Consider the following 24,739-nt stretch of genomic DNA (forward strand, 5'->3'; position numbering starts at 1 on the left):
TGCCGCTGTTCGTGCCGCCGCGCGCCGGGGGAGACCCGCCGGTCGCGGCGCCGGGGCGCGCGGCGCCCCCGCCTGCCCCACGGTCATGGTAGCGCAACGGTGCGGTTTTCGAGCGTGTAACGCGCGAGACGCTCCCGCGTCCGCGGCTTATACTTCTGGGGGAAACCGACGAGAGGGGAATACCATGTCGCAAGCCGCACGTACGGTGAAGCTCATCCTGTCCGACATCGACGGCACCATCATGCCCCAGGGCGCGCATACGGTCTCCGAGCGCACGCGCGCCGCGTTCCACACGGCACGCGAGGCCGGCATCGCCATCGGCCCGGCGAGCGGGCGCGGCGTGGGCCAGATCCCCGCGTTCTTCGGCGGCGATGCGACGTGCTGCGCCACCTGCATCGCGACGAACGGTCTCGAGGGCTATCTCGAGGGCGAGCGCATCTTCGAGAAGCTGCTCCCGCGCCGCGGCCTCGAGCGGCTCGTCGAGGTGCTCGGCGAGATCCCCGGATCGGGCCTCGTGGTGTTCGAGGGCACCCGCCCGCTGCTCTGCTCGGGCTCGCTCGACGACCTGCTCGAGATCGTCCCCGCCTACGGGCGCGCCTGCGAGCCTGTGGGCGGCCTCCCCGCGTTCGAGGTGCTCAAGGCGAACGTCTTTCTGCCCACGGACCTCGACGGGACGCGCGCCTTCTCCGAGCGCCTCAACGCCGCGGTGGACGGGCTCGACTTCGACGTGCCCATGGCGGGCTTCCTGAACATCATGCCCGCCGGCTGGAACAAGGGCGAGGGCGTGCGCGAGCTCGCCCGGCGCCTGGGCGTCGGCCTCGACGAGGTGGTGGTCTTCGGCGACGCGGGCAACGACCTCACCATGTTCGCCGTCGCGGGCAACCCCGTGGCCGTGGCGGGCGCCATGCCCGAGGCCGCGGCCGCCGCGCGCTGGCATATCGGCCGGTGCGAGGACGACGCGGTCGCCGAGGCCATCGAGGTGCTCGCGGCAGGCGGCTGGCCGTTCACCGCGTAGCGCTCCCCGCGTGCCGGAGGCGCCCGCGCGCCCGTCGCCGGGTCACCCCGCTGCGGTAGAATAAAGTATCTGCGACAAGGCCGCCGGAGCGCGGACGGGTCGCCCCAAGCGACAAGGAGGAAGCCATGTCATCTATCCCGGAGCCCATCGACGCCGTCCAGACCGATGCCTGGAAGGCCCTGCAGGAGCACCACGACGCCCTCGTCGAGGAGGGGATCGACCTCAAGCGCTGGTTCGCCGCGGACCCCGCCCGCGTGGAGAAGCTCTCCTTCACGGCCGGCGACCTTTTCTTCGACCTCTCCAAGAACCTGATCGACGACACGACGGTCAAGCTCCTGGCCGACCTCGGCCGCGCCGTCAAGCTCGAGGAGCGCCGCGACGCCATGTACGCCGGCGAGCACATCAACACCACCGAGGACCGCGCCGTGCTCCACACGGCGCTCCGCCGCCCCAAGGAGCAGGCGGGCTCGCTCATCGTCGACGGCCAGGACGTCGTCGCCGACGTGCACGAGGTGCTCGACCGTATGTACGCCTTCGCCGAGCGCGTGCGCTCGGGCGCGTGGCGAGGCGTGAGCGGCAAGCGCATCGAGCATCTGGTCTCGGTGGGCATCGGCGGCTCCGACCTCGGCCCGGTCATGGCGTACGAGGCGCTCAAGCCCTACGCCGACGCCGGCATCGACTGCCGCTACATCTCCAACATCGACCCGAACGACGCGGCCGAGAAGCTCTCCGGCCTCGACCCCGAGACCACGCTCGTGATCATCGTCTCCAAGACCTTCACCACGCTGGAGACCCTCACCAACGCCCGCGAGGTGCGCAGCTGGATGCTCGACGCGCTTGCGGCCGCCGGCGCCATCGACGGGTCGGAGGCCTCCCAGGCCGACGCCGTGAAGAAGCACTTCGTCGCCGTCTCCACCGCGCTCGACCTCGTGGCCGACTTCGGCATCGACCCCGAGAACGCCTTCGGCTTCTGGAGCTGGGTCGGCGGCCGCTACTCCGTCGACTCCGCCGTGGGCCTCTCGCTCATCGTGGTGCTCGGGCCCGAGCGCTTCCAGCAGTTCCTCGACGGCTTCCGCGCCATCGACGAGTACTTCCAGGACACCCCGCTCGAGCGGAACGTCGTCGCGCTCATGGGCCTCATGAACGTGTGGTACGTCAACTTCTTCGGCGCCAAGACCCATGCGGTGCTGCCCTACACGCAGTACCTGCACCGCTTCCCGGCCTACCTGCAGCAGCTCACCATGGAGTCCAACGGCAAGCACGTGCGCTGGGACGGCACGCCCGTCACCTCCGCCACCGGCGAGGTCTTCTGGGGCGAGCCGGGCACCAACGGCCAGCACGCCTTCTACCAGCTCATCCACCAGGGCACGCAGATGATCCCGGCCGACTTCATCGCCTTCGCCAACACGGCGCACCCGGTCGAGGACGGCGGCCAGGACGTGCACGAGCTGTTCCTTGGCAACTTCCTCGCGCAGACCAAGGCGCTCGCCTTCGGCAAGACGGCCGACGAGGTCCGCGCCGAGGGCACGGCCGAGTGGATGGTGCCCGCCCGCGTGTTTGCCGGCAACCGCCCCACGACCTCGATCATGGGCGACGAGCTCACGCCCTTCGCCCTCGGCGAGCTCATCGCGCTCTACGAGCACATCACGTTCGTGCAGGGCACGGTCTGGGGCATCGACTCCTACGACCAGTGGGGCGTTGAGCTCGGCAAGCAGCTCGCCAAGCAGATCACGCCGGCGTTCCACGACGACGCGGCACTCGCCGAGCAGGACGCGAGCACGCGCTCGCTCATCGCGTTCTACCGCGCGCACCGTCGCTAGATGACGCTGCCGGCGCCTCCGGTCATCCGGGGGCGCCGCATTCTTTTTCAGGGAGTGACCATGAGAAACGTCCTGTGCTTCGGCGACAGCAACACCTTCGGGTTCGATCCCGCGGCGGCCGCCGCGGGCACGGGCATGCGCTACCCCTTCGAGCAGCGCTGGCCCGGCGTGCTCCAGGGCCTGCTCGGCGAGGGGTGGCACGTGATCGAGGAGGGGCTGTGCGGCCGCACGACCGTCCATACCGACCCCTACGAGCCCTACCGGTGCGGTGCGGCGGCGCTGCCCTACGCGCTCGAGAGCCACCAGCCGCTCGACGCCGTGGTGATCGCGCTCGGCACGAACGACTTCAAGACGCGCTATGGCCTGCCCGCCGCGGACATCGCGCGCGGTTTCGAGTCGCTCGCGGGCATCGTGAAGACGTACCCGTGGGGGCCGGGAAGCCGCGTGCCGCACATCGTGATCGTGGCGCCGCCCCATCTGGGGGAGGGCGTCGAGCAGGTCGTGCTCTCATCGTTCGACGAGCGGTCGGCCGCCGTGTCGCGCGAGGCGGGGCGGTGGTGCCGGGTCATCGCCGAGGAGCAGGGGTGCGGGTTCGTCGATGCCGCGCTCGTCTGCGAGCCGAGCGAGATCGACCACATCCACCTCACCCCCGAGGGGCACGCGTCGCTCGCCGCCGCCATCGCCCGCGAGCTTGCCGTGGCGTTCCCCGGGTGCTGACGCCCGGGCGGTGACGGTTCCGCCGACTCGGGGAAATAGGCTATGATACTCACAGGTTCCGCGCGGCCGCATGCCGTGCGGTTGCCGTGCGCGCCCGCGCAGTCCGTCCGACCGTGAGTTGCCGAGGAGTTGCCATGCCGACCGCCTTCCCGTTTCGCGCCGTGATCTTCGATATGGACGGCGTGATCGTCGACACGGAAGCGGCCTACATCGTCGAGCAGCGCGTCTTCCTCGACGAGCACGGCATCGACGTCCCCACCGAGGAACTGAACGCCATGGTCGGGACCTCGCACGAGACCTTCGTGAACGCGCTCGTGGACTGGTGGGAGCGCGGCGGCTACGGCACCTTCACCCCCGACGAGGCCTACGCCCGCTTCGAGGAGTGGAGCAGCCGCTACGTCTACCACTACCGCGACCTGCTCAACCCCGGCGTCGTCGAGACCCTCGACGAGCTGGCCCGCCGCGGCGTGCGTCTCGCGCTCGCCTCGTCGTCGCGCATGGACAACATCCTCGACGTGCTCGGCCAGTGCGGCATCACCGACCGCTTCGAGGTGATCGTGAGCGGCGAGCAGTTCCGCGAGAGCAAGCCCGACCCCGAGATCTACCTGCACGCCATGAAGCGCCTGGGCCTCACTGCCGACGAGTGCTGCTGCATCGAGGACTCAGAGGTGGGCATCACGGCGGGCAGGCGCGCCGGGCTCACGGTCTTCGCCAAGCGCGAGGAGCGCTTCGGGTTCTCCCAGGCGGCGGCAGACCAGATCATCGATTCCGTTCCCGACCTTCTGAATGTGACCCTAAACCATGAATGAGAAGATGACCAAGGGGGCTGCGGTCCCGCTGTACCAGCAGGTGATGGACAACATCCGCGGCGAGATCGAGGCGGGCACCTACGCGCCCGGCTCGCAGATCCCCACCGAGCTCGAGCTCGCCGAGGCCTACCAGGTCGGCCGCGTCACCGTGCGCCGCGCCATCGAGGAGCTCGTCTACGAGGGCTACCTCACCAAGCAGCAGGGCAGGGGCACCTTCGTGAACGCGCCCAAGCTCGTGCGCAAGGTGCGCCAGGAGGCCGATGTCCAGAGCTTCAGCGAGGCGTGCCGCGTGAACGGGATGAGGCCCACGTCGCGCCTCATCTCGCGCCACGTGGTCCCCGCGAGCAAGGAGATGGCAGCGTTCCTCGGCCTCGAGGAGGGCGCCGACCTGCTCGCCGTCGTGCGCCTGCGCATGGCGGACGGCGTGCCCGTCATGTTCGAGAACAACTACTTCCCCTATGAGGAGTTCAAGTTCCTCGAGCAGGAGAACCTGGGCGGTTCGTCGTCGATCTTCGAGGTCGTCCGGGCGCATACCGGCCGCTACCCCGAGAACTCCGGCGACTGCACGGTCGAGATCGCGCGCGCCGACCAGGAGACCGCGTCCTACCTCGCGGTTCCCGCCGGCGAGCCGCTCTTCTTCATGAAGGTCGACTTCCTCGACGGGGACGACAAGCCGTTCTTCATCGGCCGCCAGTACATCGTGGGGTCGCGGTTCATCTTCAGTATCTAGCCAGCGGCCCGCAGTCGTTGCGAGCCGGAATGCCGTTCGCGCTGGCGGTGAAAAGGCGTTCACGCCCGCTTGCCTCCTTTTTTCTGAGTTGACCTTGCGCCAGCGGATGCGAATGGGGTCCAGGTGCGGCTGTGGCTCATGTTCGGGCATCTTGGCGGTGGGTGGATGGCAGCGATCGCCGGTGACCTACGTAAGTCAGTGCGCCTACCTGTGAATTTCCTGCTCTGGTACTCCGCTTTATCGTAACGGTCGCCTGCGAACCACCGCCAAGATGCGCGAGTTGCGGCGCTGACGTCGCGACACGCGTCCGTGCCGTACCCTTTTGCGCCGTTATGCGAGCATGCCCCTATGTTCGGTATCCTGTGCCGAGTTGTTTTCGCTTACAACCCGAGATTCCACCAATCGACGAGGACGAGTGCGCGGAGCCTGATCTCAGCGCGCTTGAGCCGCTCGCTTTTCCGTGTAAAGGGTCTTCCCATGAGTTTGGATATGAAAGACACGATGCACTCGAGACGCATGGGGTCCGAGATCTGCTCATAGCGCAAGCGGATGAGAACTATGCCCATGCTTTGCAGGGCGACAGCGCGGCTGTCGTCAGCGGAGGCGATGGCGCCGCTGTCGTGGAATGCCCCGCCTTGGCACTCGAACAGGATCGCGGGGTGCGTCTCCGCCCCCTCGATGTAGAGGTCTCCATAACATGTCGCTTTGCCGGCTATGATGCGTGCCTGCTGGGTCAAACCGATCTTCTTGTTGTGCTCGAAGGGCCCTAGATTCCAGCCGCCCCGCCTTTTGGGCATGCCGAGCAGCATGCTGCTTTGAGCCTCAAACGGGGAGGCCGAGCCCTCATGGGCATCTCGCAGGGCTAGCTGAAGCTTGCGCGATCCTTTCGCGCTTTCCGCACCGGCGAGGAAGTGCTCGACCTGAAAGCTGTCGAGCAGCGGCGGACGCCGCCAGACATCGGTCAACTTGCCTTTACTGAGCGCCGGCTTCCACCCGTGGAGTACAGGGAGCATTCCCCGGTCGATGAGACCCTGCAGCAGCTTCCGAATCGGAGGAGTGGGCCTGAAAATCGCGAACGAGCCCATCATTTCATACAGGATCATGGTTAGGTGCGGAATCGGCCACGTGATCGCCAGGTCCATTAGGGTTGCGAGCGGCGATGTGACGTGGATATTGTAGTCGGTTATGATGACCGCTCCTTGCGGGTAGCCGCTCCTTCGATAGTGAAACGAGCAATGAGCGCTCGCGTGCGTCATCGCTTTCGTTTGAACGAGAAGGTGGAGCGGGTCTCCGAACAGGGCCAGGGGATTGTCTTCATTCAGGCAAGCAGCCTTGTCGGCTCTCGTGAGCAGATCGGGATATCTTCCCACGAGCTCATGGACGATAGGTGGGGTGCGGTGGAACAGCAGCGCCGAGCGATGGCAAAGCACCGGCTCGGCTTTCGTGAATTCGGTGTGCATGGTTCAGGCTCCTTCGACAGGGAATCGAGTAGAGCCTAGCTGGCAGTTCTAGCCGATATCGTCCTGCGTTCTGTCCGGGAGCTTCCCGTTTCCAAACGAAAGTGTCTCCTCGTTCCAACACCGCAGCGTATTCGCGTTGTGGTTGCGCGGTGTGCGCGCATGAGGGATGCCGGCGACCATACGGTCTCTGAAGAATATCCAGAAATGGCAACAGGCCGAGGGGACATCGGATGGACGATCACACGAAAAGTCGGGCAGGGGGCGCCGTGCACGGGAGCTCGGGTCTCTTGGCGGTGGGTCGGCGAAGCATGCCGCTCAATTAATTACTATTTATTTTAAAAATCGCAGGTCAAAGGGTTGCAAACTAAAGCTATACCTTGCCTGTCGGATGCGGGTCACCGCCAAGATGCGCGAGCGCGAAATCTGGTGCGCATGGCGCCTCGAGTGAGGGCTTGGATGTCGCCAGCAGATCGGGGCGCAACTCCGGGCCAGGCGTCTGCAGGGGATGCTCCGTTGCCGCCGTCAACCGTTCGGCGGCGATTCGGTACCGTTCGAACAATTCTCCGCCGCCGCCGGTTGATGACTCCTTGACGCAAAACAAACCCGCTGGTTATAAATAGAACATCTTAGAACGTTTGTCCTAAGCCGGACGGGGGTGCGGGGCATGCGTGATAGGGCAAGCCATACGGCATCGAGGAAATAGGAGGGAACTATGTCCGAGACAACGTCCGTAGAGCCCAAGAAGAAGTTCCAGTTCAGACTACCGCATGTGTACACGATCGCGTTTCTGCTGATCGTGCTTTTTGCTGTTCTGACGTGGATCGTCCCTTCGGGCCAGTTCGACCGTGAGGTCATCGAGGTCGCCGGTTCCGAGCGCGAGGTCGCCGTCGCCGGTACCTACCAGGAAGTGCCCAAGGTCTACACCGACGAGGAGACCGGCGAGACGGTCGACCTGCGTCAGGGTGTCCCGCAGGTGCTGCAGGCCTTCACGCTCGGCATCCAGGGCGCTGCCGACGTCGTGGCCTTCGTGCTGCTCATCGGTGGTGCATTCGCCATCATCAACAAGACCGACGCCATCAACGCCGGTCTCTCTCGTGTCGCCCGTAAGCTCAAGGACAAGGACGTGCTCATCATCCCCGTCACGATGACGCTCCTGTCCATCTGCGGCACCACGTTCGGCATGTCCGAGGAGGCGCTGCCGTTCTACGCCATCTTCATCCCCGTCATGATGGGCATCGGCTACGACTCCATGACCGCGTTCATCATCTGCTTCATGGGTCCGCAGATCGGCTACATCGCCTCGACGCTCAACCCGTTCAACGTCCTGATCTCCCAGGGCATCATCGGCATCGAGGGCAACCCGCAGCTGTGGCTCCGCTTCATCGTGTGGATCGTCTTCACCGCGGCCGCCATCTTCTGGGCCATGAGCTACGCCCGCCGCGTGAAGAAGAACCCCGAGAGCTCCATCACCTATGAGGACGACAAGCAGAAGCGCGTCGAGTTCGACGTCAGCGAGGCCAACGACGACGCCCCGTTCACCCTGCGCCAGAAGCTCGTCCTCGTGATCTTCGCCGCCGGCATGGGCCTCATCGTCTGGGGTCTCGTGACCCAGGGCTGGTACATGAACGAGATCTCCATGGTCTTCATGGGCATGGGCATCCTCTCCGGTATCGTCGGCGGTCTTGACGAGAAGACCATGGCCGAGGAGTTCGTCGCGGGTCTTGCCGACTTCTCCTACGCCGCCTGCATCATCGGTATCGCCCGCGGCATCCTGGTCATCGCCGAGGCCGGCATGATCATCGACACCATCCTGAACGGTCTCGCCACCGCGCTGGCCGGCGCCCCCGCGCCCGTCTACACGACGCTCATGTACCTGGTGCTCGGCTTCCTGTCGATCTTGGTGCCCTCGAGCTCCGGCCTCGCCGCGCTCACCATGCCCATCATCGGCCCCCTGACCGAGCTCATGGGCGTCAACCCCGAGGCTGCCGTGACCGCGCTCGTGATGGCCAACCAGACCATCAACACCATCAGCCCGACCGCCGGCATGACCGTCGCAGGCCTCTCCGTGTCGAAGATCTCCTTCGGCCAGTGGTGGAAGACCTGCTGGAAGTTCATGATCTTCCTGGTCGTCGGCGGCCTCGTGGTCACCGCTATCTCCGGCATGCTGGCCTAAGGAGCATCTGATGTCCGATTCCAAGATCGTTCTCACCTCGCGGTGCGTGTTCACCGCGACCGATGGCGAGCCCTTCGACGGCTTCGTGGCCATCGAGGGCGAGCGGATCGCCGCCGTGGGCAAGGCTGCTGACGCCGCGTCCTACATCGAGGCGGCCGACGAGGTCATCGACCTCGGCGAGGGCACGATCATGCCCGGTCTGGTGGACGTGCACACGTTCTTCACCGGTTGGGCCCTGCGCACGCTCGGCGCCGACCTCTCGGGTGCCGCCGACGGCGCCGCCGACGGCGCCGCGATGCGCGCCTGGAAGGACGCGCACGAGGCCTGCCCGGGCGCCTTCGGGCACGACCTGCCCGAGAACCTGCTCGACGCCGCGACCGAGGCCCTCGATGCCGAGTTCGGCGCCGTGCCCGCCGTGGCCTTCACGGAGGGCGCCGGGACCTGCGCGCTCAACGCTGCGGCCCGCGAGCACTACGGGTTCACGCCCGAGGCGTGCTACTCCGAGATGGTCTGGCGCATGATGCCCGAGTTCCTGGCGCTGCCCGAGGTGCGCGCCCAGTACACGGACTACATGGCCATGCTCAACGCCCGCGGCGTCACCGCCATCAAGGAGATGGCCTTCGACGACTACTACGGCTTCGCCGACGAGATGGAGCGCCGCGAGCAGGCAGGCGAGCTCACCGTCCGCGTCTCGATGATGAGCCAGCCGGTGGGCGAGGGCGCGAACCTCGAGTACGCCCGCGCCGCCCGCGACCGCTTCACCGGTCCGTTCGTCCGCTTCTCGGGCTTCAACCGCATGACCGACCGCGGCGTGTGGGCGGGCCTGGCCGAGATGATCGAGCCGTACGAGGACACCGCGGAGGAGGGCGCCGCCGGCAAGACCGTCGTGGAGCCCCCCGAGTGGGACCTCATCGAGAGCGAGCTCAAGGCCATCGACGCCGAGGGCTTCCGCTACTCCCTGCACTGCCAGGGCGACGGCGCCGTGCGCCACACGGTCGCGCTCTACGACGCGCTGCCCAAGGGCGCCGACGGCAAGCTGGCTCATCGCCACGCCATCACCGACCTTGAGAACTCCGACCCCGCCGACCTCGAGCGCTTCGGCGCCATGGGCGGCATCTGCGAGGTCTACCCGCAGATCCTCACGCTCGACAAGCGCGAGGACTGCCTGTCGATGATGCGCACCCAGATCGGCGAGAAGCGCCTCGAGCACAGCTGGAACCGTCGCGGCATGGAGGACGCCGGTTGCACGGTGTGCTGCGGCACGGACCTGCCCCTGCTCATCCCGAGCATCGGCGAGTCCATCTACAGCGCCTGCGGCGGCTACTTCGACGACGGCCTGCCCGTGAACCAGGGCAACACCCTCACGGTGGCCGAGCTCCTGCGCGCCTGGACCTACGGCGGCGCCTACGACTGCCTGCGCGAGGACGACTTCGGCACGCTCGAGGCCGGCAAGTACGCCGACATCTGCGTGCTCGACCGCAACGCGTTCGCGGTCGATCCGAATGACGCCCGCGACATCCAGGTGGCGCTCACCGTCTCCAACGGCAAGGTGGTCTATCGCGCCTAGCCGCACGCGCTCGGATCGAAACGATGTGCCCGGCGCCCCGGCGCCGGGCACCCAGGGAAGGGAGTATCAATGGCAGACACCGAGAAGAAGCCCTATCTGCGCCGTGAGCAGGTAGCGGGCATGAACATCCACTACATCATGTGGTCGCTCGATTACTTCCTCGACACCCAGCAGCGCCTGGGCTTCAAGTCCCTCGAGCTGTGGTGCGCAGAGCCCCACGTCACGCTCGACCACACGGGCTACTTCGAGGCTGAGGTCATCGCCAAGAAGGCGGCCGACCGCGGGCTCAAGATCCGCACCCTCTGCCCGGAGAACGTCGTCTATCCCTACCAGTACGCCGCGCGCAAGCCGCTCCATGCCGAGCGCAGCGTGAGCTATTTCAAGCACGGCATCGAGCTCGCCGAGGTCCTCGGCGCCGAGCGCATGTCCATCAACTCCGGCTGGGGCGATTGGGACGAGGACCGCGAGGAGGCGTGGAAGCGCAGCCGCGAGCACCTCTCCATCCTGGCCGAGTACGCCGGCGAGCACAACATCATGCTCACCATGGAGAGCCTGCGTCCCGAGGAGAGCAACCTCGTGACCACCGTCGCGGACGCCAAGCGCATGATCGACGAGGTGGGAAGCCCCTACCTCGAGCCGATGATCGACACCACGGCCATGGGCGTGGCGGGCGAGACGCTCGAGGACTGGTTCGAGGCCTTCGGCGACGACGCCTTCCATGAGATGCACTTCATCGACGGCGACCCCTACGGCCACCTGGTCTGGGGCGACGGCAAGCACGACCTGGAGGCGTGGATCCGCACGCTCAACGAGCACCACTTCGAGGGCGTGCTCGGCCAGGAGATCACCGACGGCAAGTACTACGACGACCCAGCCGCCGCCGATGAGCGCAACATGAAGGCATTCGAGCCCTTCTTCATCGACTAGCGCACGCGTCCGCGCGAGCGCGCCATAGTTTTACGTGAACAGGAGGGGACGCACCCCGCCCCCTTGGGGAAAGCTGTACAGAAAGGCGGTATCCCTATGAACGCACATGACCTTATCAAGGAGACCATCGAGAAGCACGGTGGCATCGACACCGTGTACTTCCTCGCCTGCGGCGGCTCGCTCATCGACCTCATCCCGGCCAACGCACTGCTCCAGCGCGAGGCCAAGAATATCGTGAGCTGCGCCTACACCGCCCGCGAGTTCGACATCATGCGCCCGGCGCGCCTCGGCGACAAGACCCTCGTCATCGCCTGCAGCCACAGCGGCAACACCCCCGAGGTCGTCGACGCCTGCAACATCGCGCTCGAGGCCGGCGCCTCCATCATCGCGCTGACCGACAACGCCGGCTCCAAGATCGACACCGGCAAGTGGACCACCTGGGTCTACCCGTGGGGCGAGGGCGTGCCGCAGGCCGAGGTTCCGGCCGGCATCTCGCTCGCGCTTGCCGCCGAGCTGCTCGACCAGCAGGAGGGCTTCGCCGACCTGGCCGACCTCTACGCCGGCATCGCCAAGATGGACGAGATCCTGCCGCCCGCGCGCGAGAAGGTCAACGCCGAGCTCGGCGATCGCTTCGCGGCGCTCTGCCAGGATCACAAGTTCCTCTACATCCTGGGCTCGGGCCCCAACTACAGCCAGACCTACGGCTTCGCGATCTGCTCGCTCATGGAGATGCAGTGGCAGAGCTGCGCCTACATCAACTCCGCCGAGTACTTCCACGGCCCCTTCGAGGTGACCGAGCCGGGCGTGTTCTACTTCCTGCAGATGGGCTCCTCCGAGTGCCGTCCCATGGACGAGCGCGCGCTAGCGTTCCTTGAGACCCACACCGACACCCTCATGGTGCTCGACGCCAAGGAGTACGGCATGGAGCAGGTGCCCGCGAGCGTGCGCGCCTACCTCGACCCGATCCTGTTCTACGCCATGAACTGCGAGCTCCGCGCCGCCCGCGGCAAGGTCTTCGACCATGACCCGGACGTCCGCCGCTACATGGGCATCGAGAAGTACTAACCCCTCCTCCTCACGGCGCGGCCGCCATGGTGGCTTCGGGCGGCCGCGCCACCTCACCTCCCGCCGCGCGGCGGGCATAGCGATTGGAGATGCAATGGCAACCTATCCCATCAGCGTGCTGGGCTTCGGCGACAACGTCGTCGACAAGTACGAGCACATCAAGACCATGTATCCCGGCGGCAACGCGGTGAACTTCGCCGTGTTCGCCAAGAAGCTCGGGGTCGACCGTAGCGCCTACATGGGCATCTTCGGCTCCGACGCCGAGGCCGAGCACGTCATCACCTCCCTTGAGGAGGAGGGCGTCGAGCTGCTGCGCTGCCAGCAGGTCGTGGGCGTCAACGGCGCCGCCCGCGTGACCGTCGACGAGACCGGTGACCGCATCTTCCTCGGCTCCAACGAGGGCGGCATCCGCGGCGACATGCGCTACGTGATCGACCGCTTCGCCGCCGAGTACGTGCGCGGCTTCGACCTCGTGCACAGCGGCAACTACTGCTTCACCGAGCGCGAGCTGCCCAAGATCAAGGAAGCCGGCGTGCCGATCAGCTTCGACTTCTCCGACGACTCGACCGACGATTACTTCGAGCAGATCGCGCCCTTCGTGACTTACTCCTTCATGTCCATGGGCGATGCGCCCATCGAGGACATCAAGGCCAAGCTCGAGTGGATCAAGGGCCTCGGCCCCGAGATCGTGTGCGCCTCGCGCGGCAGCAAGGGCTCTGTCGCCTACGACGGCGAGAACTTCTACGAGCAGGGCATCAAGCCCGTCGCGCCCGAGGAGCTCAAGGACGCCATGGCGGCCGGCGACTCGCTGCTCACGGCGTTTTTGGTGACCTACCTCGCCAAGAAGAAGGCCGGCGAGGCGGGCCCGGACGCGATCCGCGCGTGCCTCGACTTCGCCGCCGGCTTCGCGGCCGACACCTGCAAGATCGAGGGCAGCTGGGGCCACGCCAAGGTTTACGCGTAAATCCATCTGCTATGCGGCGGGGTCCCAAGGGGCCCCGCTGCCCTTATCGGGAGGAACCATCATGACCGTCAAGGTTTGCGCGGCGGGGTTCTGCTGCGCCGACGTCTACAAGAAGCTCGACATCTTCTATCCCACCGGCAACGGCATCGACTGGGGCGTGCACCTCGCGCGCGCGGGCGTGCCCGTGTCGGTCGTCTCGGTCGTGGGCACCGACGAGTACGGCACCGCCATGCGCGAGGCGCTCTCCGCCGAGGGCATCGACATCTCGCATCTGCGCACCGAGGAGGGCCAGACCTGCGTCATGCTCATGGACCTCAAGAACGGCACGGACCGCGTGCACCTCGAGGCCATCGACGGCGTCATGGAGCACTACGCCCTCACCGACGAGGACGAGGCCTTCGTGCTTACGCACGACGTCATCCACACGGACCTCTTCGGCAACTGCCTGGGGCTTCTGCCCGAGTGGCACGAGGCGGGCAAGACCGTCGTCATGGACTTCTCCGTCTTCAGCCAGGACCCGGAGTACGAGTGCGAGAAGCACTTCCCCTACGTGGACTATGCCTTCATGTCCTTCGAGGAGGACACGCCCGAGCTCCGCGAGTGGGTCAAGCACGTGCAGGAGCTGGGGCCCAAGGTGGCCGTGGCCACGCTCGGTGACAAGGGCTCGATCGCCTACGACGGCGAGCGCTTCCACGAGTGCGGCATCGTCGAGTGCCCCGAGCTCGTGAACACCGTGGGCGCCGGTGACTCCTACATCGCGGGCTTCACCAAGGCCATGCTCGACGGCAAGGACATCGACGCGTGCATGCAGGCGGGCGCCGAGCTCTCGTCGAAGGTCATCGGTCTCTTCAAGCCGTACTAGCGGGCAGGCGGCGGGCGGTCCGTGCACGGCGGGCCGCTTGCCCGGGCGCCGCGCGCGGCGGGCTCGCCGCCGATCTGGCCCGTGCATCCGTGAGCTGTCTGTAAGGAGGCCCCATGGTCATCGATATGCTGGTCCACCCGTTGCTCTACGGGGAGATCTACAAGCCGGGCGACGGCCCGGACGGTTTCGCGTTCTGGGAGCGCGAGTACGGCATGGGGCACATGGGCCCCATGGATTGGGAGGAGATCGAGGTCGAGCTCAACGCCGGCGACGTCCAGCTGAGCGCGCTCATGCCCATCGACGCGACGACCGCCTCGGGCGGGTGCTTCGCCACCAACGAGCAGATCGCCCAGATCGTCGCGGCGCACCCCGACCGCTTCATCGGCTTCGCGAGCGTCGACCCGCACTGCCCGGATGCCGCCGGGAAACTCGAGCGGGCCTTCCGCGACCTGGGTGCCCGCGGCCTGTCGCTGCACCCGGCCAAGCAGGGCTTCGCGCCCGACGACCCGCTCGCCGAGCCGCTCTACGAGCTCTGCGAGACCTACAACCGCCCCGTGGTGTTCCACGCCGGCATGTCCTGGGAGCCCAAGGCGCCGCTCGCCCAGAGCCATCCGCTCGCGTTCGAGCGCACCATCATGGACCATCCGAACGTGCGCTTCAGCCTCACGCACTTCGGCTGGCCCTGGGTGCGCGAGACCGTGGCGATGCTGCTCAAGTACCCCAACTGCTACGCCGACACCTCGATCACCTACCTCGACTCGCCCGAGGAGATGATGAGCCGGCTCTTCACCGTCGACATGGGCGAGCACTGGTTCGAGCGGAGCTTTTCGCACCAGGTGATGTTCGCGAGCAACACGCCGCGCTTCCGCGCGTTCAAGCTCAAGCGCGCCCTCGACGCGGTGCCCATGCCCGATGACGTCCGCGAGCTTCTGTACAGCGGCAACGCGCTCAGGTTCCTTGACGGGGAGGAGTAGGCCATGGTCACGCTGAAAGAGCTGAGCTACCTCAGCACCGAGCCCGATCAGTTCATCGACATCACCGAGGACGTGCACGCGGCGGTGGAGTCGAGCGGAGTCACCGACGGCCTGGCCGCGGTCATCCTCTCGCATACCACCTGCGGCATCGTGGTGAACGAGGGCCTGCCCTGCGTGGAGAAGGACCTCGGCGCGGCCCTCGACCGCATCGCGCCGCTCGACGCGCCCTACGCGCACGCGCACTTCCTGCCGAGCTACGGCGCCACGGGCAACAACTCGCAGGGGCACATCAAGAGCATGATCACCGGCAACAGCTGCTTCTTCCCCGTGAAGGACGGTAAGCTCGTGTGCGGCGGCGCGCAGAACATCTACCTCGCCGAGTTCGACGGCCCGCAGCGCCGCCGGATCTACGTCGAGGTGCTCGGCGAGTAGCCGGGCGGGTATATACCGCTTGAAGCCCCGGCTGCCCGCGAAGCGCCGTCGCGCGGGTGCCCAGCCGGGACCGGATACGGATTCCCCCGTCGGGTGGTCCCGCCCGACGGGGTCGTCGTGGAAGGAGAACGGATGTCGTTCCTCACTGAGCTCTTCGGTACCGAGAAGCCGATCATCGGTCTTCTGCACCTGAGGCCGCTGCCCGGTGACCCGCTCTACTACCCGGGCGGGAGCGTCGCCAAGGCGGCCGATGCCGCCAAACGCGACCTTGAGGCCCTGCAGGCGGGCGGGGTCGACGGCATCCTCATCACCAACGAGTTCTCGCTGCCCTACGAGCAGCACGTCTCGGCATCCACGCTCGCCGCCATGGGCTACGTCATCGGGTCCATCGCCGGCGACATCTCGTGCCCCTGGGGCGCCGAGGCCATCTACGACGGCGACGCCACGATCGAGCTGTGTGCCGCCACGGGCGCGCAGTTCACGCGCTGCATGTTCTGCGGCGCCTGGGCGGGCGACCTGGGCCTCATCAACCGCGACTTCGCGCGCACGATGCGCCTCAAGAGCGCGCTGCGCCTCGACGACCTCAAGCTCTTCCACTTCGTGACGAGCGAGGGCGAGGTCTACCTGAACGACCGCACCACGGCGCAGATCGCCGACTCGCTGATCTTCAACTGCTACCCCGACGCGCTCGTGGTGGGCGGCGACGCCGCCGGTCGCGGCCCCGATGCCGAGGTCATCGCCGGGGTCCGCAAGGTCTCGGGTGACGTGCCCGTGGTCTGCGGCACCGGCTGCAGGACCGAGACGGTCGCGGACGTGTTCACGCGCTGCGACGGCGCCTTCGTGGGCACGTGCCTCAAGGAGGGCGGACAGTTCACGGCGCCCGTCGACGCCGAGCGCGTCGCGACGTTCATGGCGGCGGCCCGTGCCGCCCGCGGGGAATAGGAGCGCGTCATGGCCTACTATCTGGGTATCGACATCGGGACCGATTCGTCCAAGGGCATCCTCATCGACGAGGCCTGCTCGATCGTCGCGCAGGCGAGCCGCGCGCATGCGACCGAGAACCCGCAGCCGGGTTGGTACCAGCACGACGCCGAGGCCGTGTGGTGGGGCGACTTCTGCGCGCTCTCGCATGAGCTGATCGACGCCGCCGGCATCTCCGGCGACGAGATCGGCTGTGTGGGCCTCTCCGCGCTCGGCTGCGACTGCGTGCCGGTCGACGAGGAGGGCACGGCGCTCGCGCCGGCGATCCTCTACGGCATCGACGCGCGCAGCCAGCCGCAGATCGAGCGGCTCATCGCCGAGTTCGGCGAGGACGGCGCCCGCGCCCTCATCGGGCACGACCCGTGCTCGTCGGACATCGCGCCCAAGGTGCTGTGGTTCAAGGACAACATGCCCGAGATGCACGAGCATGCGGCCAAGTTCCTCACCGGCTCGTCGTATCTCTCGGCGAAGCTCACCGGCCGCTTCACGATCGACCGCTACCTCGCCGAGGACTTCCTGCCCATGTACGACCGCGAGACATGGGAGATCGACGAGGAGCACTGCGGGTACTTCTGCCGCCCCGACCAGATGGCCGAGGTCCTCGCCGCGACCGACATCGCCGGCGGCGTGTGCGAGCGCGCGGCGGCCGAGACCGGCATCGCCCCGGGCACGCCGGTGCTCGTGGGCACGGGCGACTCCGGTGCCGAGGCCATCTCGACCGGCGTCTTCCGCCCGGGCGACATGATGGTCCAGCTGGGGAGCACCTGCTACTTCATCTGCCTCGCCGACCGCATGATCGACGACGCGCGCCTGTGGCCGGGCACCTTTATCATCCCCGGCACCTACGGCATCTGCGCCGGCACCAACACCGCCGGCACGCTCACGCGCTGGCTGCGCGACGAGCTCTACCGCGACGCCGTCGCCGCCGAGCAGGCGGGCGGCCGCAACGCCTACGAGGTCATGGCCGAGGAGGCGGCAGCCGTCGCGCCCGGCGCGGACGGCCTCGCCTGCCTGCCGTATTTCGCCGGCGAGCCCACCCCGCTCAACGACCCCGCCGCGCGTGGGACGTTCTTCGGCCTCACGATGGGGCACACGCGCGGGCACGTGGTGCGCGCGGCGCTCGAGGGCATCGCCTACACCGTCGCCGCGCACGTCGATATCCTGGAGCAGGAGCACGGCCTGCCCGTCAACCGCATCCTCGCGGTGGGCGGCGGCACCAAGAACCCCGTGTGGATGCAGGCGATCGCCGACGTCTGCGGGCGCGAGATCCTCACCGCCAAGGTCACGGTCGGCGCGAGCTACGGCGACGCCCTCATGGCGGCGCTCGCGGGCGGGGCGTGCGCGTCGTGGGACGAACTCGCCGAGCGCGTGGGCCAGGGCGCCATCATCGAGCCCGATGCCGCGGCGCACGAGCTCTACGCCAGCCGCCGGCACATCTTTGACGAGCTTTACCAGCGCAACCGCGACCTCATGCACGAGCTCGGGGAGTAGGGGCCATCCTACCGCGCGCTTTGCCGGGTTTGTGCCGCGGCTTTCATCTGGTCGCATCTTGAAGGGGAGGGTCCCGGTGGGCCCGCCCCCTCTTTGGGGACAGCGTGGCCTACCGATGGCCGGAGAACCTTAAGAGAGCTGCCGACCTGCGAGCGATGGCCGCCCCCAGCGCTTCGGGGTCGCACCCGCGCAGCTCGGCGAGGAGTTCCAGGGTCGATGCGAGGGAGCGCTCGATCTTATCGAGCCCATAGGGCGCGCCGAGCTCGGGCGGGGCGTCGGTCTCGAGGAGCAGGCGGTCCTCGGGGAGGATGCGCGCGTACTCGCGGCCGCGCTTGGTGGCGAGCATGTGCTCGTTCACGGAGAAGAGAAACCCTGCCCGGACCGCGCGCCAGAGCTCGTCGGTCGTGCCCGAGAACCAGTGGAGGATGCAGGCGGCGCCATCGGTAAGGCCGGTTTCCTCGACGAGGTCGATCACGGCGCCGGCGCTCCTGATGGCATGGAACGACGCCGCGCGGCCCGCGAGCGGGTGCGCCGCCGCGGAGCGCAGGATGCGCCTCAGAGCATCGGTCTGCGCGTCGAGCGTGCCTGCACCGCGCCTGCCCCCGTCGAGCCCCAGCTCACCGAGGTACGGGGCCTCGGCGGCGAGTTCGCAGGCGCGCTCCACATCCGCCTCCCCGCAGGTGCCGTCGGCGAGCCACCAGGGGTGGAGCCCCGCGCCCACGCGGACGTTGGGGCAGGGTGCGAAGCGCCGGCGCGCCTCCTGCGTGCCGTCCGGCGTCACCGTCGTGCAGAAGAAGCCTATCCCACGCCCCTCGGCCTCCCGGGCGACCTCAAGCCCGTTGGCCATGAGGTCCAGGTGGCAGTGCATGTCGACCAGGCGCATCGTCAGCCTCCTTTCGCGGGCGGTTCAGATACCGCGCCCGACGAGCTTGCGGATCACGAACCCGGCGAGCATCTGGCCCATGATGGGCGGGAAGTACGAGGCGGTGCCGAGCGGGGGGCGCGAACCATCGTGCGGGATGGGGGAGGCCGGCCGCGCGACCGGCTCCTCGTCCGAGTAGAGCACGTCGAGGTGGCCGATGCCGCGCTTCCGGCATTCCTTGCGCATCACGCGCGAGAGCGCGTCGCCGCTCGTCTCGTAGATGTCGGCGATGCGCAGGCGCTCGGGTGCGAGCTTCATCGCGCCGCCCATGCTGCTCACCAGGGGTATCCCCGCGCGCTCGGCGAGGTCGGCGACCGCGAGCTTGGTCGAGACCGTGTCGATGGCGTCGATGAGGTAGTCGATGCGTCCGCCGGCCTCCGCCCGGCAGTCCTCGATGAGCGCCTCGACGTCCTCGGCGCGCACGAACGCGTCGCGGGCGACCACGCGGGCTCCGGGGTTGATGCGGCCGATCATCTCGCGCATGACGTCGACCTTGCGCCGGCCCACGGTGTCCGTGAAGGCGATGGCCTGGCGGTTGATGTTGCTGGCGGCGACGGCGTCGCCGTCTACGATGACAAGCGTGCCCACGCCGCCGCGCGCGAGCGCCTCGATGCAGTTGGAGCCCACGCCGCCCGCGCCGAGCACCATCACCGTCGAGCGCTGGATGCGCCCGAGGCCCTCCGCGCCCCACATGGCCTCGAGCCGCGACAGCGCGGTCTCAGAGGGTTCGGTGGCGGTCGTCTCGCGTTCGACCATGTTGGCTCCCGATTCTCGAATGGGCGGCAGGGAAGGCGGGCCGCCTTCACGGAACAGTGTAGCCCAGCCGCGCCTGCCGGGGGAGGGCGGGCGCCAGGCGCACCGGGGCCGGGGTTCATGTCGCGCATCGTCTAGCGCGGTATGACGGTGGGCGCGGTGCTCGCCGGCACCGGGGGCACGGGACCATGCGCCGTGGCGGATCCGGAGGCGGGCGACAGCCGCCCGGAGGCGCCCTGCCATGGTTTGCCGATGGAAACCGGCGGTCTCGCCGCAATGCGCGCGGCAATCTGAGACGATAGCTCGCGAACACCGCGCAACGGGCGCAGACGGCGCCCGGACGACCCGCAAGCACACCGTTCATAGGGGGAACGTATGGCAGAGTTCATCTACCAGATGTACCAGGCGCGCAAGGCGCATGGCGACAAGGTCATCCTCGACGACGTGACCTTGAGCTTCTATCCCGGAGCCAAGATCGGCGTCGTGGGACCCAACGGCATGGGCAAGTCGACCCTGCTCAAGATCATGGCGGGCATCGAGGAGGTCTCCAACGGCGACGCCCGGCTCACGCCCGGCTACACCGTGGGCATCCTCGAGCAGGAGCCGCCGCTCGATGACGACAAGACCGTCATCGAGAACGTGCGCATGGCCTTCGGCGACCTCATCGCCAAGATCGACCGCTTCAACAAGATCGGCGAGGAGATGGCCGAGCCCGACGCGGACTTCGACGCCCTCATGGCCGAGATGGGCAGGCTCCAGGACGAGATCGACGCCGCGGACGCCTGGGACATCGACTCCAAGCTCGGCCAGGCTATGGACGCGTTGCAGCTTCCCGACTCCGACATGCCCGTGAACGTGCTCTCGGGCGGCGAGCGCCGCCGCGTGGCGCTCTGCAAGCTCCTGCTCGAGGCGCCCGACCTGCTGCTTCTGGACGAGCCCACGAACCACCTCGACGCGGAGTCGGTGCTGTGGCTCGAGCACTTCCTCAAGAACTATCCCGGCGCCGTGCTCGCCGTCACGCACGACCGCTACTTCCTCGACAACGTGGCCGAGTGGATCTGCGAGGTCGACCGCGGGCACCTTTATCCCTACAAGGGCAACTACTCGACCTACCTCGAGACCAAGGCCGCGCGCATCGCCGCACAGGGCCAGCGCGACGCCAAGCTCGCCAAACGCATGGCTGCCGAGGTCGAGTGGGTGCGCTCCTCGCCGAAGGCCCGCCAGGCCAAGAACAAGGCGCGTCTCGCCCGCTACGAGGAGATGGAGGCCGAGGCCCGCGCGAGCCAGAAGCTCGACTACACCGACATCCGCATCCCGGTGGGCCCGCGCCTGGGCGCGAAGGTCCTCGAGGTCGAGCACCTGCACAAGGAGTTCGACGGGCGCGTGCTCATCGACGACCTCTCGTTCAGCCTGCCGCGCAACGGCATCGTGGGCGTCATCGGCCCCAACGGCGTGGGCAAGTCGACCCTCTTCAAGATGATCATGGGGCTCGAGCAGCCCACCTCGGGCACCATCACGCTCGGCGAGACGGTGAAGCTCTCCTATGTCGACCAGGGGCGCGAGGGCATAGACCCCGACAAGTCGCTCTGGGAGGTCGTCTCGGACGGCAACGACATCATGATCGTCGGCGAGTCCGAGGTGCCGAGCCGCGCCTACGTGGCGAGCTTCGGCTTCAAGGGCTCCGACCAGCAGAAGCGCGCGGGCGTGCTCTCGGGCGGCGAGCGCAACCGCCTGAACCTCGCGCTCACGCTCAAGCAGGGCGGGAACCTCCTGCTCCTCGACGAGCCCACCAACGACCTCGACGTCGAGACGCTCTCGTCGCTCGAGGCGGCGCTGCTCGAGTTCCCGGGCTGCTCCGTGGTGATCAGCCACGACCGCATGTTCCTCGACCGCGTGGCGACGCACATCCTCGCCTGGGAGGGCACCGACGAGAACCCCGGCGCCTGGTATTGGTTCGAGGGCAACTTCGAGGCCTACCAGGAGAACCGCGTCGCCCGCCTGGGCGAGGACGCGGCGCGCCCGCACCGCATCCACCGCAAGCTCACGCGCGATTAGCCGCGTGGGGCGAGCCTGCCCGGTAGCGGCCTTCGCTGCCTGTCATGTCGCACCGGCGGGCGCATCGGGCCGCCCTCCTTTTCGCATGGGTCTGCCGATGCGAGTTGCCGATGCGAAGACCCTTTCGCTGGACGCCAAGCCTCCCCGCACCTTGTATGAGCAGGTCGGGGAGGTTTTCCGTTTGATTCCGCGGCGTCTTGCGCCGCCTCGGGGACAGGCGATCGGGCGTCTGTGGTGAATGCCGTAGGATGCCGCCGCATCGTATCTTTTCTGCAAAAGAACCACTGGTATCGTACGATTTATGCAAAGCTCAGTAGTTCATCGTAAGATTAATGCACTCTTGGTCTTAAAATTGCATTCTTCTTACGATACCACTGGTTCTTTTGCAGAGAACGTACGATACCAGTGGCTCTTTTGCAGAAAGCGTACGATAAACCGCCACAGCGCGGTCAGTTCGCGGGTGCGGAGTCCTTGTCTGCAGTGGGATCCTCGAGCTCGGAGACCTCCCAGGGCGCGCCCGGCGTGCCCTGCGCGCGTCGGCGGATGCGCACGGTGACGGACCTGCGCTCGCCGCTCTGCGTGTAGCGCAGGGGGAACGACGCCTGGCCGCGACCGTGTTCGAGCTCGCCGCGCAGGTGCGCGATGTAGTAGTACTCGGTGAGGATGCCGAGCGCGTCGGCGCCGTACGGCAGCAGGTACCCGAGCTCGCGTAGCAGCGGCGCGGGGCAGTAGACGTCTTGGGCGAAGTCGCGCGGGAAGCCCTCGGGCAGCTCGCCGTCGTTTCGCGGGATGAGGTTCTCGGGCACGGGATCGGGGCCTGCAGGCGACGCCTGCGCTGCGGGCTCGGCGGTCTCGCCGGCTGCCGCCGCGCCGACTTGCGGCGATGCGACGTCCTGCGCATCCACGGCGTCCTGCGCATCCGTCTCCAGGTCCTCGGGGATGTAGGTGATGGTGAGCGAGATCGAGGGGGCGGGAGGCACTGCGCCGGGCGCGGGCTCCTCAGGTGCGGTCGCCTCGTCAGTGGGGCCTTCCTCCAGGGCGGCTTCGGGGGCGTCCGCGACCGAATCGGCGTCAGCCGTTCCGCCTGCCTGCTCGGCCATCGCCTCCTCTGCGCCTGAGGCTTCCATCTCTTCGGCGGGCATCGCTGCCTCCGCTTCCGCCGGCTCCTCGGCTGTCGTTTCGGCAGCCTCGTCATGGGCCTCGACGGCAGCGCGGCCGCCCTCCGGATTCTCGGACGTGGCCTCGGCATCCGCCGACTCCTTTGCGGCCAGCGGTTCAGCTTCCGGCGCCGCTTCCTCCGCGGCCACCGGCTCGGCTTCCGGTGCCGGCTCCTCCTCGACGCGCGGCACGTGGCGAGGGCGCACCGGCTTCACCGTCTTGTCGCCGCGCTTGCGCTTCCAGGGCTTCCCCTGGCCGCCGGCGGGTTTCTTTGCGGCGGCGTCCGCGGCATCGAGCGCCTCGTCCCAGGCGGGCTGGGCGACGAGGGTCACGTAGATGCGTCCGCCCTTGAATACGGTGAGCCGCGCGAACTCGGAGAGCTCCTCCATGAGCTCGCGCGCGTCGACGAAGCCGAGATCCTGTGGCGCGAGGTCGTCTGCGACAAGCGCCTCCTCGACGCGCGTCATGAAGGTCTGCCTGCCGCAGCCGATCGCCTGGCGCAGCAGGTTGTAGAGATAGATCCGGTTGCCGGCGGTGAGCGCCGGTCGCTGCTCGTGAGACATGCTTCCTCTTTCCCGTTGGCTGTACAGCATCTTACCATCGCGGGAGAGGGTGCCGTCTCAGGCGCCTAGCTCGCGGCCGCCGCCGTCCCGCCGGCAGCGGCCCCGGCCGCGGCGTTCCCGCCGGCAGCGCCACTGGAACCGTCGCCATCGGTGGCGGGGGAGGAGGGCTTGTCCACGGTGTCCTGGCTCCCGCCGGCCGCTCCCGTCTCCGTGTCGGTTGCGGATCCGTTGCCGGTCGCCGGGTCGTCCGCTCCCACGACGCCGCCGTCATCCGGGGACGTCGGCTCGGCGGGTGTCGCGGGCTCCCGCGCATCGTCTGCGGAGGACGTGCCACCGGCTCCACCCGCCGCGTCCGTCGCGGCATCCTCCGCCGCGGGCTCCTCGGGCGTCGCCGGCTGCGTGAAGATGGGATCCGGCCTCGTGCCGATGCCCTCGCCCGCGGTGCCGAGCAGAATCGCGCAGGCGCAGGCGACGACGGCGATCGCGGCGATGAGGACTGAGAACCCGATGACCTTGCGCTGGGTCGCGGCCCGCTCCGCCTCGGCGCGCGCCTGCAGCCGCACAGGCGCCACGCGCGCGTTCCACGCGCTGTCCGCGCGGTCCGCGGCCGTGTCGCGCCGGTCGAGGACCGTCGTGCGCCCGGGGACGCCGGCGGCCTGCACCCCGTAGCCGCCCGCCGCCTCGCCGTGCCGCGCCCGCGCCGGGCCGTCGCTCCCGGGAAGGGCCGTCCCCAAGAGGTCCTTGCCCTGCTTGAGCTTGCGCGCGCCCGCCGTGAGGAACTTGCGGTACAGCTGCGAGGAGACCACCGTCACCACCGAACTCACCGCGGCGCCGATGACCGACCCGCCGATGCCGATCTTCGAGGCGAGCAGCACCGAGGTGGCTGCCGCCGCCGCGCCGGCGATGACCTGGGGGAGCGTGATGCCCTCGAAGAGGCCCTCCTCGCGCTTGCGCATGATCTGGGTGCCGCCGATCGAGGGGCGCTCCTCGGGCGCCTCGCGCCGGTAGACGCGCGTGCGCTGGCGGTCGGTGAACCCGTCATCGGGGGTAGGGCGGTAGGTCGGCATATTGGGAGCCTCCTTCACGAGGGGCGTCAGATTCCGTTCGATGGGGCCGCGGCGCGGTGCTCGAGTGCGCACGGCCCGGGCAAACTATAGGACTCCTACCCGCCCGCGGCGCCGGCGCGGCGCGATCTTCCCAGACAACAAAAAGTGGGAACAGACGAGGAGACGATATGGAGATTCGCGGGCGCGCGGGCGGCGGTCGCTCGGCGGACTCGGGCGGCGGTCGCCCGGTGGTCG

21 protein-coding genes are annotated in these 24,739 nt (G+C 68.0%); 16 read left to right on the forward strand and 5 right to left on the reverse strand.

The window, feature by feature from the left end; translation table 11 throughout:
• Positions 1–184 precede the first annotated feature (184 nt).
• From FS885_RS02255 to FS885_RS02275, 5 genes are all read left to right on the forward strand, one after another.
• On the forward strand, positions 185–1,015 hold the full coding sequence (locus FS885_RS02255) for an HAD family hydrolase (RefSeq protein WP_144743375.1): 831 nt from the start codon (positions 185–187) through the stop codon (positions 1,013–1,015).
• Between the two features lie 125 nt (positions 1,016–1,140).
• A complete protein-coding gene (gene pgi, locus FS885_RS02260) occupies positions 1,141–2,835 on the forward strand; it encodes a glucose-6-phosphate isomerase (protein ID WP_144743376.1) in 1,695 nt (564 codons plus the stop codon).
• Between the two features lie 60 nt (positions 2,836–2,895).
• A complete protein-coding gene (locus tag FS885_RS02265; RefSeq protein ID WP_144743377.1) occupies positions 2,896–3,552 on the forward strand; it encodes an SGNH/GDSL hydrolase family protein in 657 nt (218 codons plus the stop codon).
• Between the two features lie 134 nt (positions 3,553–3,686).
• Positions 3,687–4,361 (forward strand): HAD family hydrolase, encoded by a 675-nt coding sequence (locus FS885_RS02270; protein WP_144743378.1) that lies wholly within the window; start codon positions 3,687–3,689, stop codon positions 4,359–4,361.
• On the forward strand, positions 4,354–5,091 hold the full coding sequence (locus tag FS885_RS02275) for a GntR family transcriptional regulator (protein WP_144743379.1): 738 nt from the start codon (positions 4,354–4,356) through the stop codon (positions 5,089–5,091). Before FS885_RS02270 ends, FS885_RS02275 begins: the two co-directional genes overlap by 8 nt.
• Before the next feature lie 380 nt (positions 5,092–5,471).
• On the opposite strand, the gene FS885_RS02280 is transcribed toward FS885_RS02275, so the two are convergent.
• Positions 5,472–6,551, reverse strand: a complete 1,080-nt coding sequence (locus FS885_RS02280; protein ID WP_144743380.1) for a hypothetical protein — start codon at positions 6,549–6,551, stop codon at positions 5,472–5,474.
• Positions 6,552–7,263: 712 nt separating this feature from the next.
• On the opposite strand from FS885_RS02280, the gene FS885_RS02285 reads away from it, so the two are divergent.
• The 10 genes from FS885_RS02285 (at position 7,264) to FS885_RS02330 (ending at position 17,987) form a co-directional block, all read left to right on the forward strand.
• Positions 7,264–8,724, forward strand: a complete 1,461-nt coding sequence (locus FS885_RS02285) for a YfcC family protein (RefSeq protein ID WP_144743381.1) — start codon at positions 7,264–7,266, stop codon at positions 8,722–8,724.
• 10 nt (positions 8,725–8,734) lie between these two features.
• Entirely contained in the window at positions 8,735–10,291 is a 1,557-nt protein-coding gene (locus FS885_RS02290) for an amidohydrolase (protein WP_144743382.1), read from the forward strand.
• 69 nt (positions 10,292–10,360) lie between these two features.
• Positions 10,361–11,218, forward strand: coding sequence for a sugar phosphate isomerase/epimerase family protein (locus FS885_RS02295; protein WP_102372396.1), 858 nt, complete (start codon positions 10,361–10,363; stop codon positions 11,216–11,218).
• Positions 11,219–11,314: 96 nt separating this feature from the next.
• Positions 11,315–12,283, forward strand: coding sequence for an SIS domain-containing protein (locus FS885_RS02300; RefSeq protein ID WP_144743383.1), 969 nt, complete (start codon positions 11,315–11,317; stop codon positions 12,281–12,283).
• 94 nt (positions 12,284–12,377) lie between these two features.
• Positions 12,378–13,247, forward strand: coding sequence for a PfkB family carbohydrate kinase (locus FS885_RS02305; protein ID WP_144743384.1), 870 nt, complete (start codon positions 12,378–12,380; stop codon positions 13,245–13,247).
• 61 nt (positions 13,248–13,308) lie between these two features.
• A complete protein-coding gene (gene frlD, locus FS885_RS02310) occupies positions 13,309–14,109 on the forward strand; it encodes a fructoselysine 6-kinase (RefSeq protein WP_144743385.1) in 801 nt (266 codons plus the stop codon).
• Positions 14,110–14,222: 113 nt separating this feature from the next.
• Positions 14,223–15,083: an amidohydrolase family protein gene (locus FS885_RS02315; RefSeq protein ID WP_144743386.1), complete on the forward strand. Its 861-nt coding sequence runs from the start codon at positions 14,223–14,225 to the stop codon at positions 15,081–15,083.
• A 3-nt stretch (positions 15,084–15,086) separates the two neighbouring features.
• The gene (locus FS885_RS02320) at positions 15,087–15,515 is read left to right on the forward strand and encodes a secondary thiamine-phosphate synthase enzyme YjbQ (protein ID WP_102372391.1); all 429 of its coding nucleotides are present in this window, start codon (positions 15,087–15,089) and stop codon (positions 15,513–15,515) included.
• Positions 15,516–15,647: 132 nt separating this feature from the next.
• The gene (locus tag FS885_RS02325) at positions 15,648–16,457 is read left to right on the forward strand and encodes a BtpA/SgcQ family protein (protein WP_144743387.1); all 810 of its coding nucleotides are present in this window, start codon (positions 15,648–15,650) and stop codon (positions 16,455–16,457) included.
• 9 nt (positions 16,458–16,466) lie between these two features.
• Entirely contained in the window at positions 16,467–17,987 is a 1,521-nt protein-coding gene (locus FS885_RS02330; RefSeq protein WP_144743388.1) for an FGGY-family carbohydrate kinase, read from the forward strand.
• A 109-nt stretch (positions 17,988–18,096) separates the two neighbouring features.
• Here FS885_RS02330 and FS885_RS02335 read toward each other — a convergent pair whose 3' ends face one another.
• Together FS885_RS02335 and FS885_RS02340 are read right to left on the reverse strand one after the other, a co-directional pair.
• Positions 18,097–18,870, reverse strand: a complete 774-nt coding sequence (locus FS885_RS02335) for a TatD family hydrolase (protein WP_144743389.1) — start codon at positions 18,868–18,870, stop codon at positions 18,097–18,099.
• Positions 18,871–18,894: 24 nt separating this feature from the next.
• A complete protein-coding gene (locus FS885_RS02340; RefSeq protein ID WP_144743390.1) occupies positions 18,895–19,665 on the reverse strand; it encodes a tRNA threonylcarbamoyladenosine dehydratase in 771 nt (256 codons plus the stop codon).
• Between the two features lie 372 nt (positions 19,666–20,037).
• Between FS885_RS02340 and ettA the strand changes: the two genes are divergently transcribed.
• Entirely contained in the window at positions 20,038–21,717 is a 1,680-nt protein-coding gene (gene ettA / locus FS885_RS02345) for an energy-dependent translational throttle protein EttA (RefSeq protein ID WP_144743391.1), read from the forward strand.
• Between the two features lie 449 nt (positions 21,718–22,166).
• Here the strand turns inward: ettA and FS885_RS02350 are convergent, their stop codons facing one another.
• Together FS885_RS02350 and FS885_RS02355 are read right to left on the reverse strand one after the other, a co-directional pair.
• On the reverse strand, positions 22,167–23,438 hold the full coding sequence (locus tag FS885_RS02350) for a hypothetical protein (protein WP_144743392.1): 1,272 nt from the start codon (positions 23,436–23,438) through the stop codon (positions 22,167–22,169).
• Between the two features lie 65 nt (positions 23,439–23,503).
• Complete coding sequence (locus FS885_RS02355) at positions 23,504–24,505, reverse strand: hypothetical protein (protein WP_144743393.1); 1,002 nt, start codon at positions 24,503–24,505, stop codon at positions 23,504–23,506.
• Between the last annotated feature and the right edge of the window lie 234 nt (positions 24,506–24,739).

Source organism: Enorma burkinafasonensis, from assembly GCF_902150035.1.
Lineage (GTDB): Bacteria > Actinomycetota > Coriobacteriia > Coriobacteriales > Coriobacteriaceae > Enorma > Enorma burkinafasonensis.

Bases quoted from the DNA above. Each gene is read 5' to 3' on its own strand.
- FS885_RS02290 (WP_144743382.1), top strand. From the start codon at position 8,735: ATGTCCGATTCCAAGATCGTTCTCACCTCGCGGTGCGTGTTCACCGCG.
- FS885_RS02305 (WP_144743384.1), top strand. From the start codon at position 12,378: ATGGCAACCTATCCCATCAGCGTGCTGGGCTTCGGCGACAACGTCGTC.
- FS885_RS02320 (WP_102372391.1), top strand. From the start codon at position 15,087: ATGGTCACGCTGAAAGAGCTGAGCTACCTCAGCACCGAGCCCGATCAG.
- FS885_RS02285 (WP_144743381.1), top strand. From the start codon at position 7,264: ATGTCCGAGACAACGTCCGTAGAGCCCAAGAAGAAGTTCCAGTTCAGA.
- ettA (WP_144743391.1), top strand. From the start codon at position 20,038: ATGGCAGAGTTCATCTACCAGATGTACCAGGCGCGCAAGGCGCATGGC.
- FS885_RS02265 (WP_144743377.1), top strand. From the start codon at position 2,896: ATGAGAAACGTCCTGTGCTTCGGCGACAGCAACACCTTCGGGTTCGAT.
- FS885_RS02325 (WP_144743387.1), top strand. From the start codon at position 15,648: ATGTCGTTCCTCACTGAGCTCTTCGGTACCGAGAAGCCGATCATCGGT.
- FS885_RS02335 (WP_144743389.1), bottom strand. From the start codon at position 18,870: ATGCGCCTGGTCGACATGCACTGCCACCTGGACCTCATGGCCAACGGG.
- FS885_RS02275 (WP_144743379.1), top strand. From the start codon at position 4,354: ATGAATGAGAAGATGACCAAGGGGGCTGCGGTCCCGCTGTACCAGCAG.
- FS885_RS02295 (WP_102372396.1), top strand. From the start codon at position 10,361: ATGGCAGACACCGAGAAGAAGCCCTATCTGCGCCGTGAGCAGGTAGCG.
- FS885_RS02315 (WP_144743386.1), top strand. From the start codon at position 14,223: ATGGTCATCGATATGCTGGTCCACCCGTTGCTCTACGGGGAGATCTAC.
- FS885_RS02255 (WP_144743375.1), top strand. From the start codon at position 185: ATGTCGCAAGCCGCACGTACGGTGAAGCTCATCCTGTCCGACATCGAC.
- FS885_RS02350 (WP_144743392.1), bottom strand. From the start codon at position 23,438: ATGTCTCACGAGCAGCGACCGGCGCTCACCGCCGGCAACCGGATCTAT.
- FS885_RS02355 (WP_144743393.1), bottom strand. From the start codon at position 24,505: ATGCCGACCTACCGCCCTACCCCCGATGACGGGTTCACCGACCGCCAG.
- pgi (WP_144743376.1), top strand. From the start codon at position 1,141: ATGTCATCTATCCCGGAGCCCATCGACGCCGTCCAGACCGATGCCTGG.
- FS885_RS02300 (WP_144743383.1), top strand. From the start codon at position 11,315: ATGAACGCACATGACCTTATCAAGGAGACCATCGAGAAGCACGGTGGC.
- FS885_RS02330 (WP_144743388.1), top strand. From the start codon at position 16,467: ATGGCCTACTATCTGGGTATCGACATCGGGACCGATTCGTCCAAGGGC.
- FS885_RS02340 (WP_144743390.1), bottom strand. From the start codon at position 19,665: ATGGTCGAACGCGAGACGACCGCCACCGAACCCTCTGAGACCGCGCTG.
- FS885_RS02280 (WP_144743380.1), bottom strand. From the start codon at position 6,551: ATGCACACCGAATTCACGAAAGCCGAGCCGGTGCTTTGCCATCGCTCG.
- frlD (WP_144743385.1), top strand. From the start codon at position 13,309: ATGACCGTCAAGGTTTGCGCGGCGGGGTTCTGCTGCGCCGACGTCTAC.
- FS885_RS02270 (WP_144743378.1), top strand. From the start codon at position 3,687: ATGCCGACCGCCTTCCCGTTTCGCGCCGTGATCTTCGATATGGACGGC.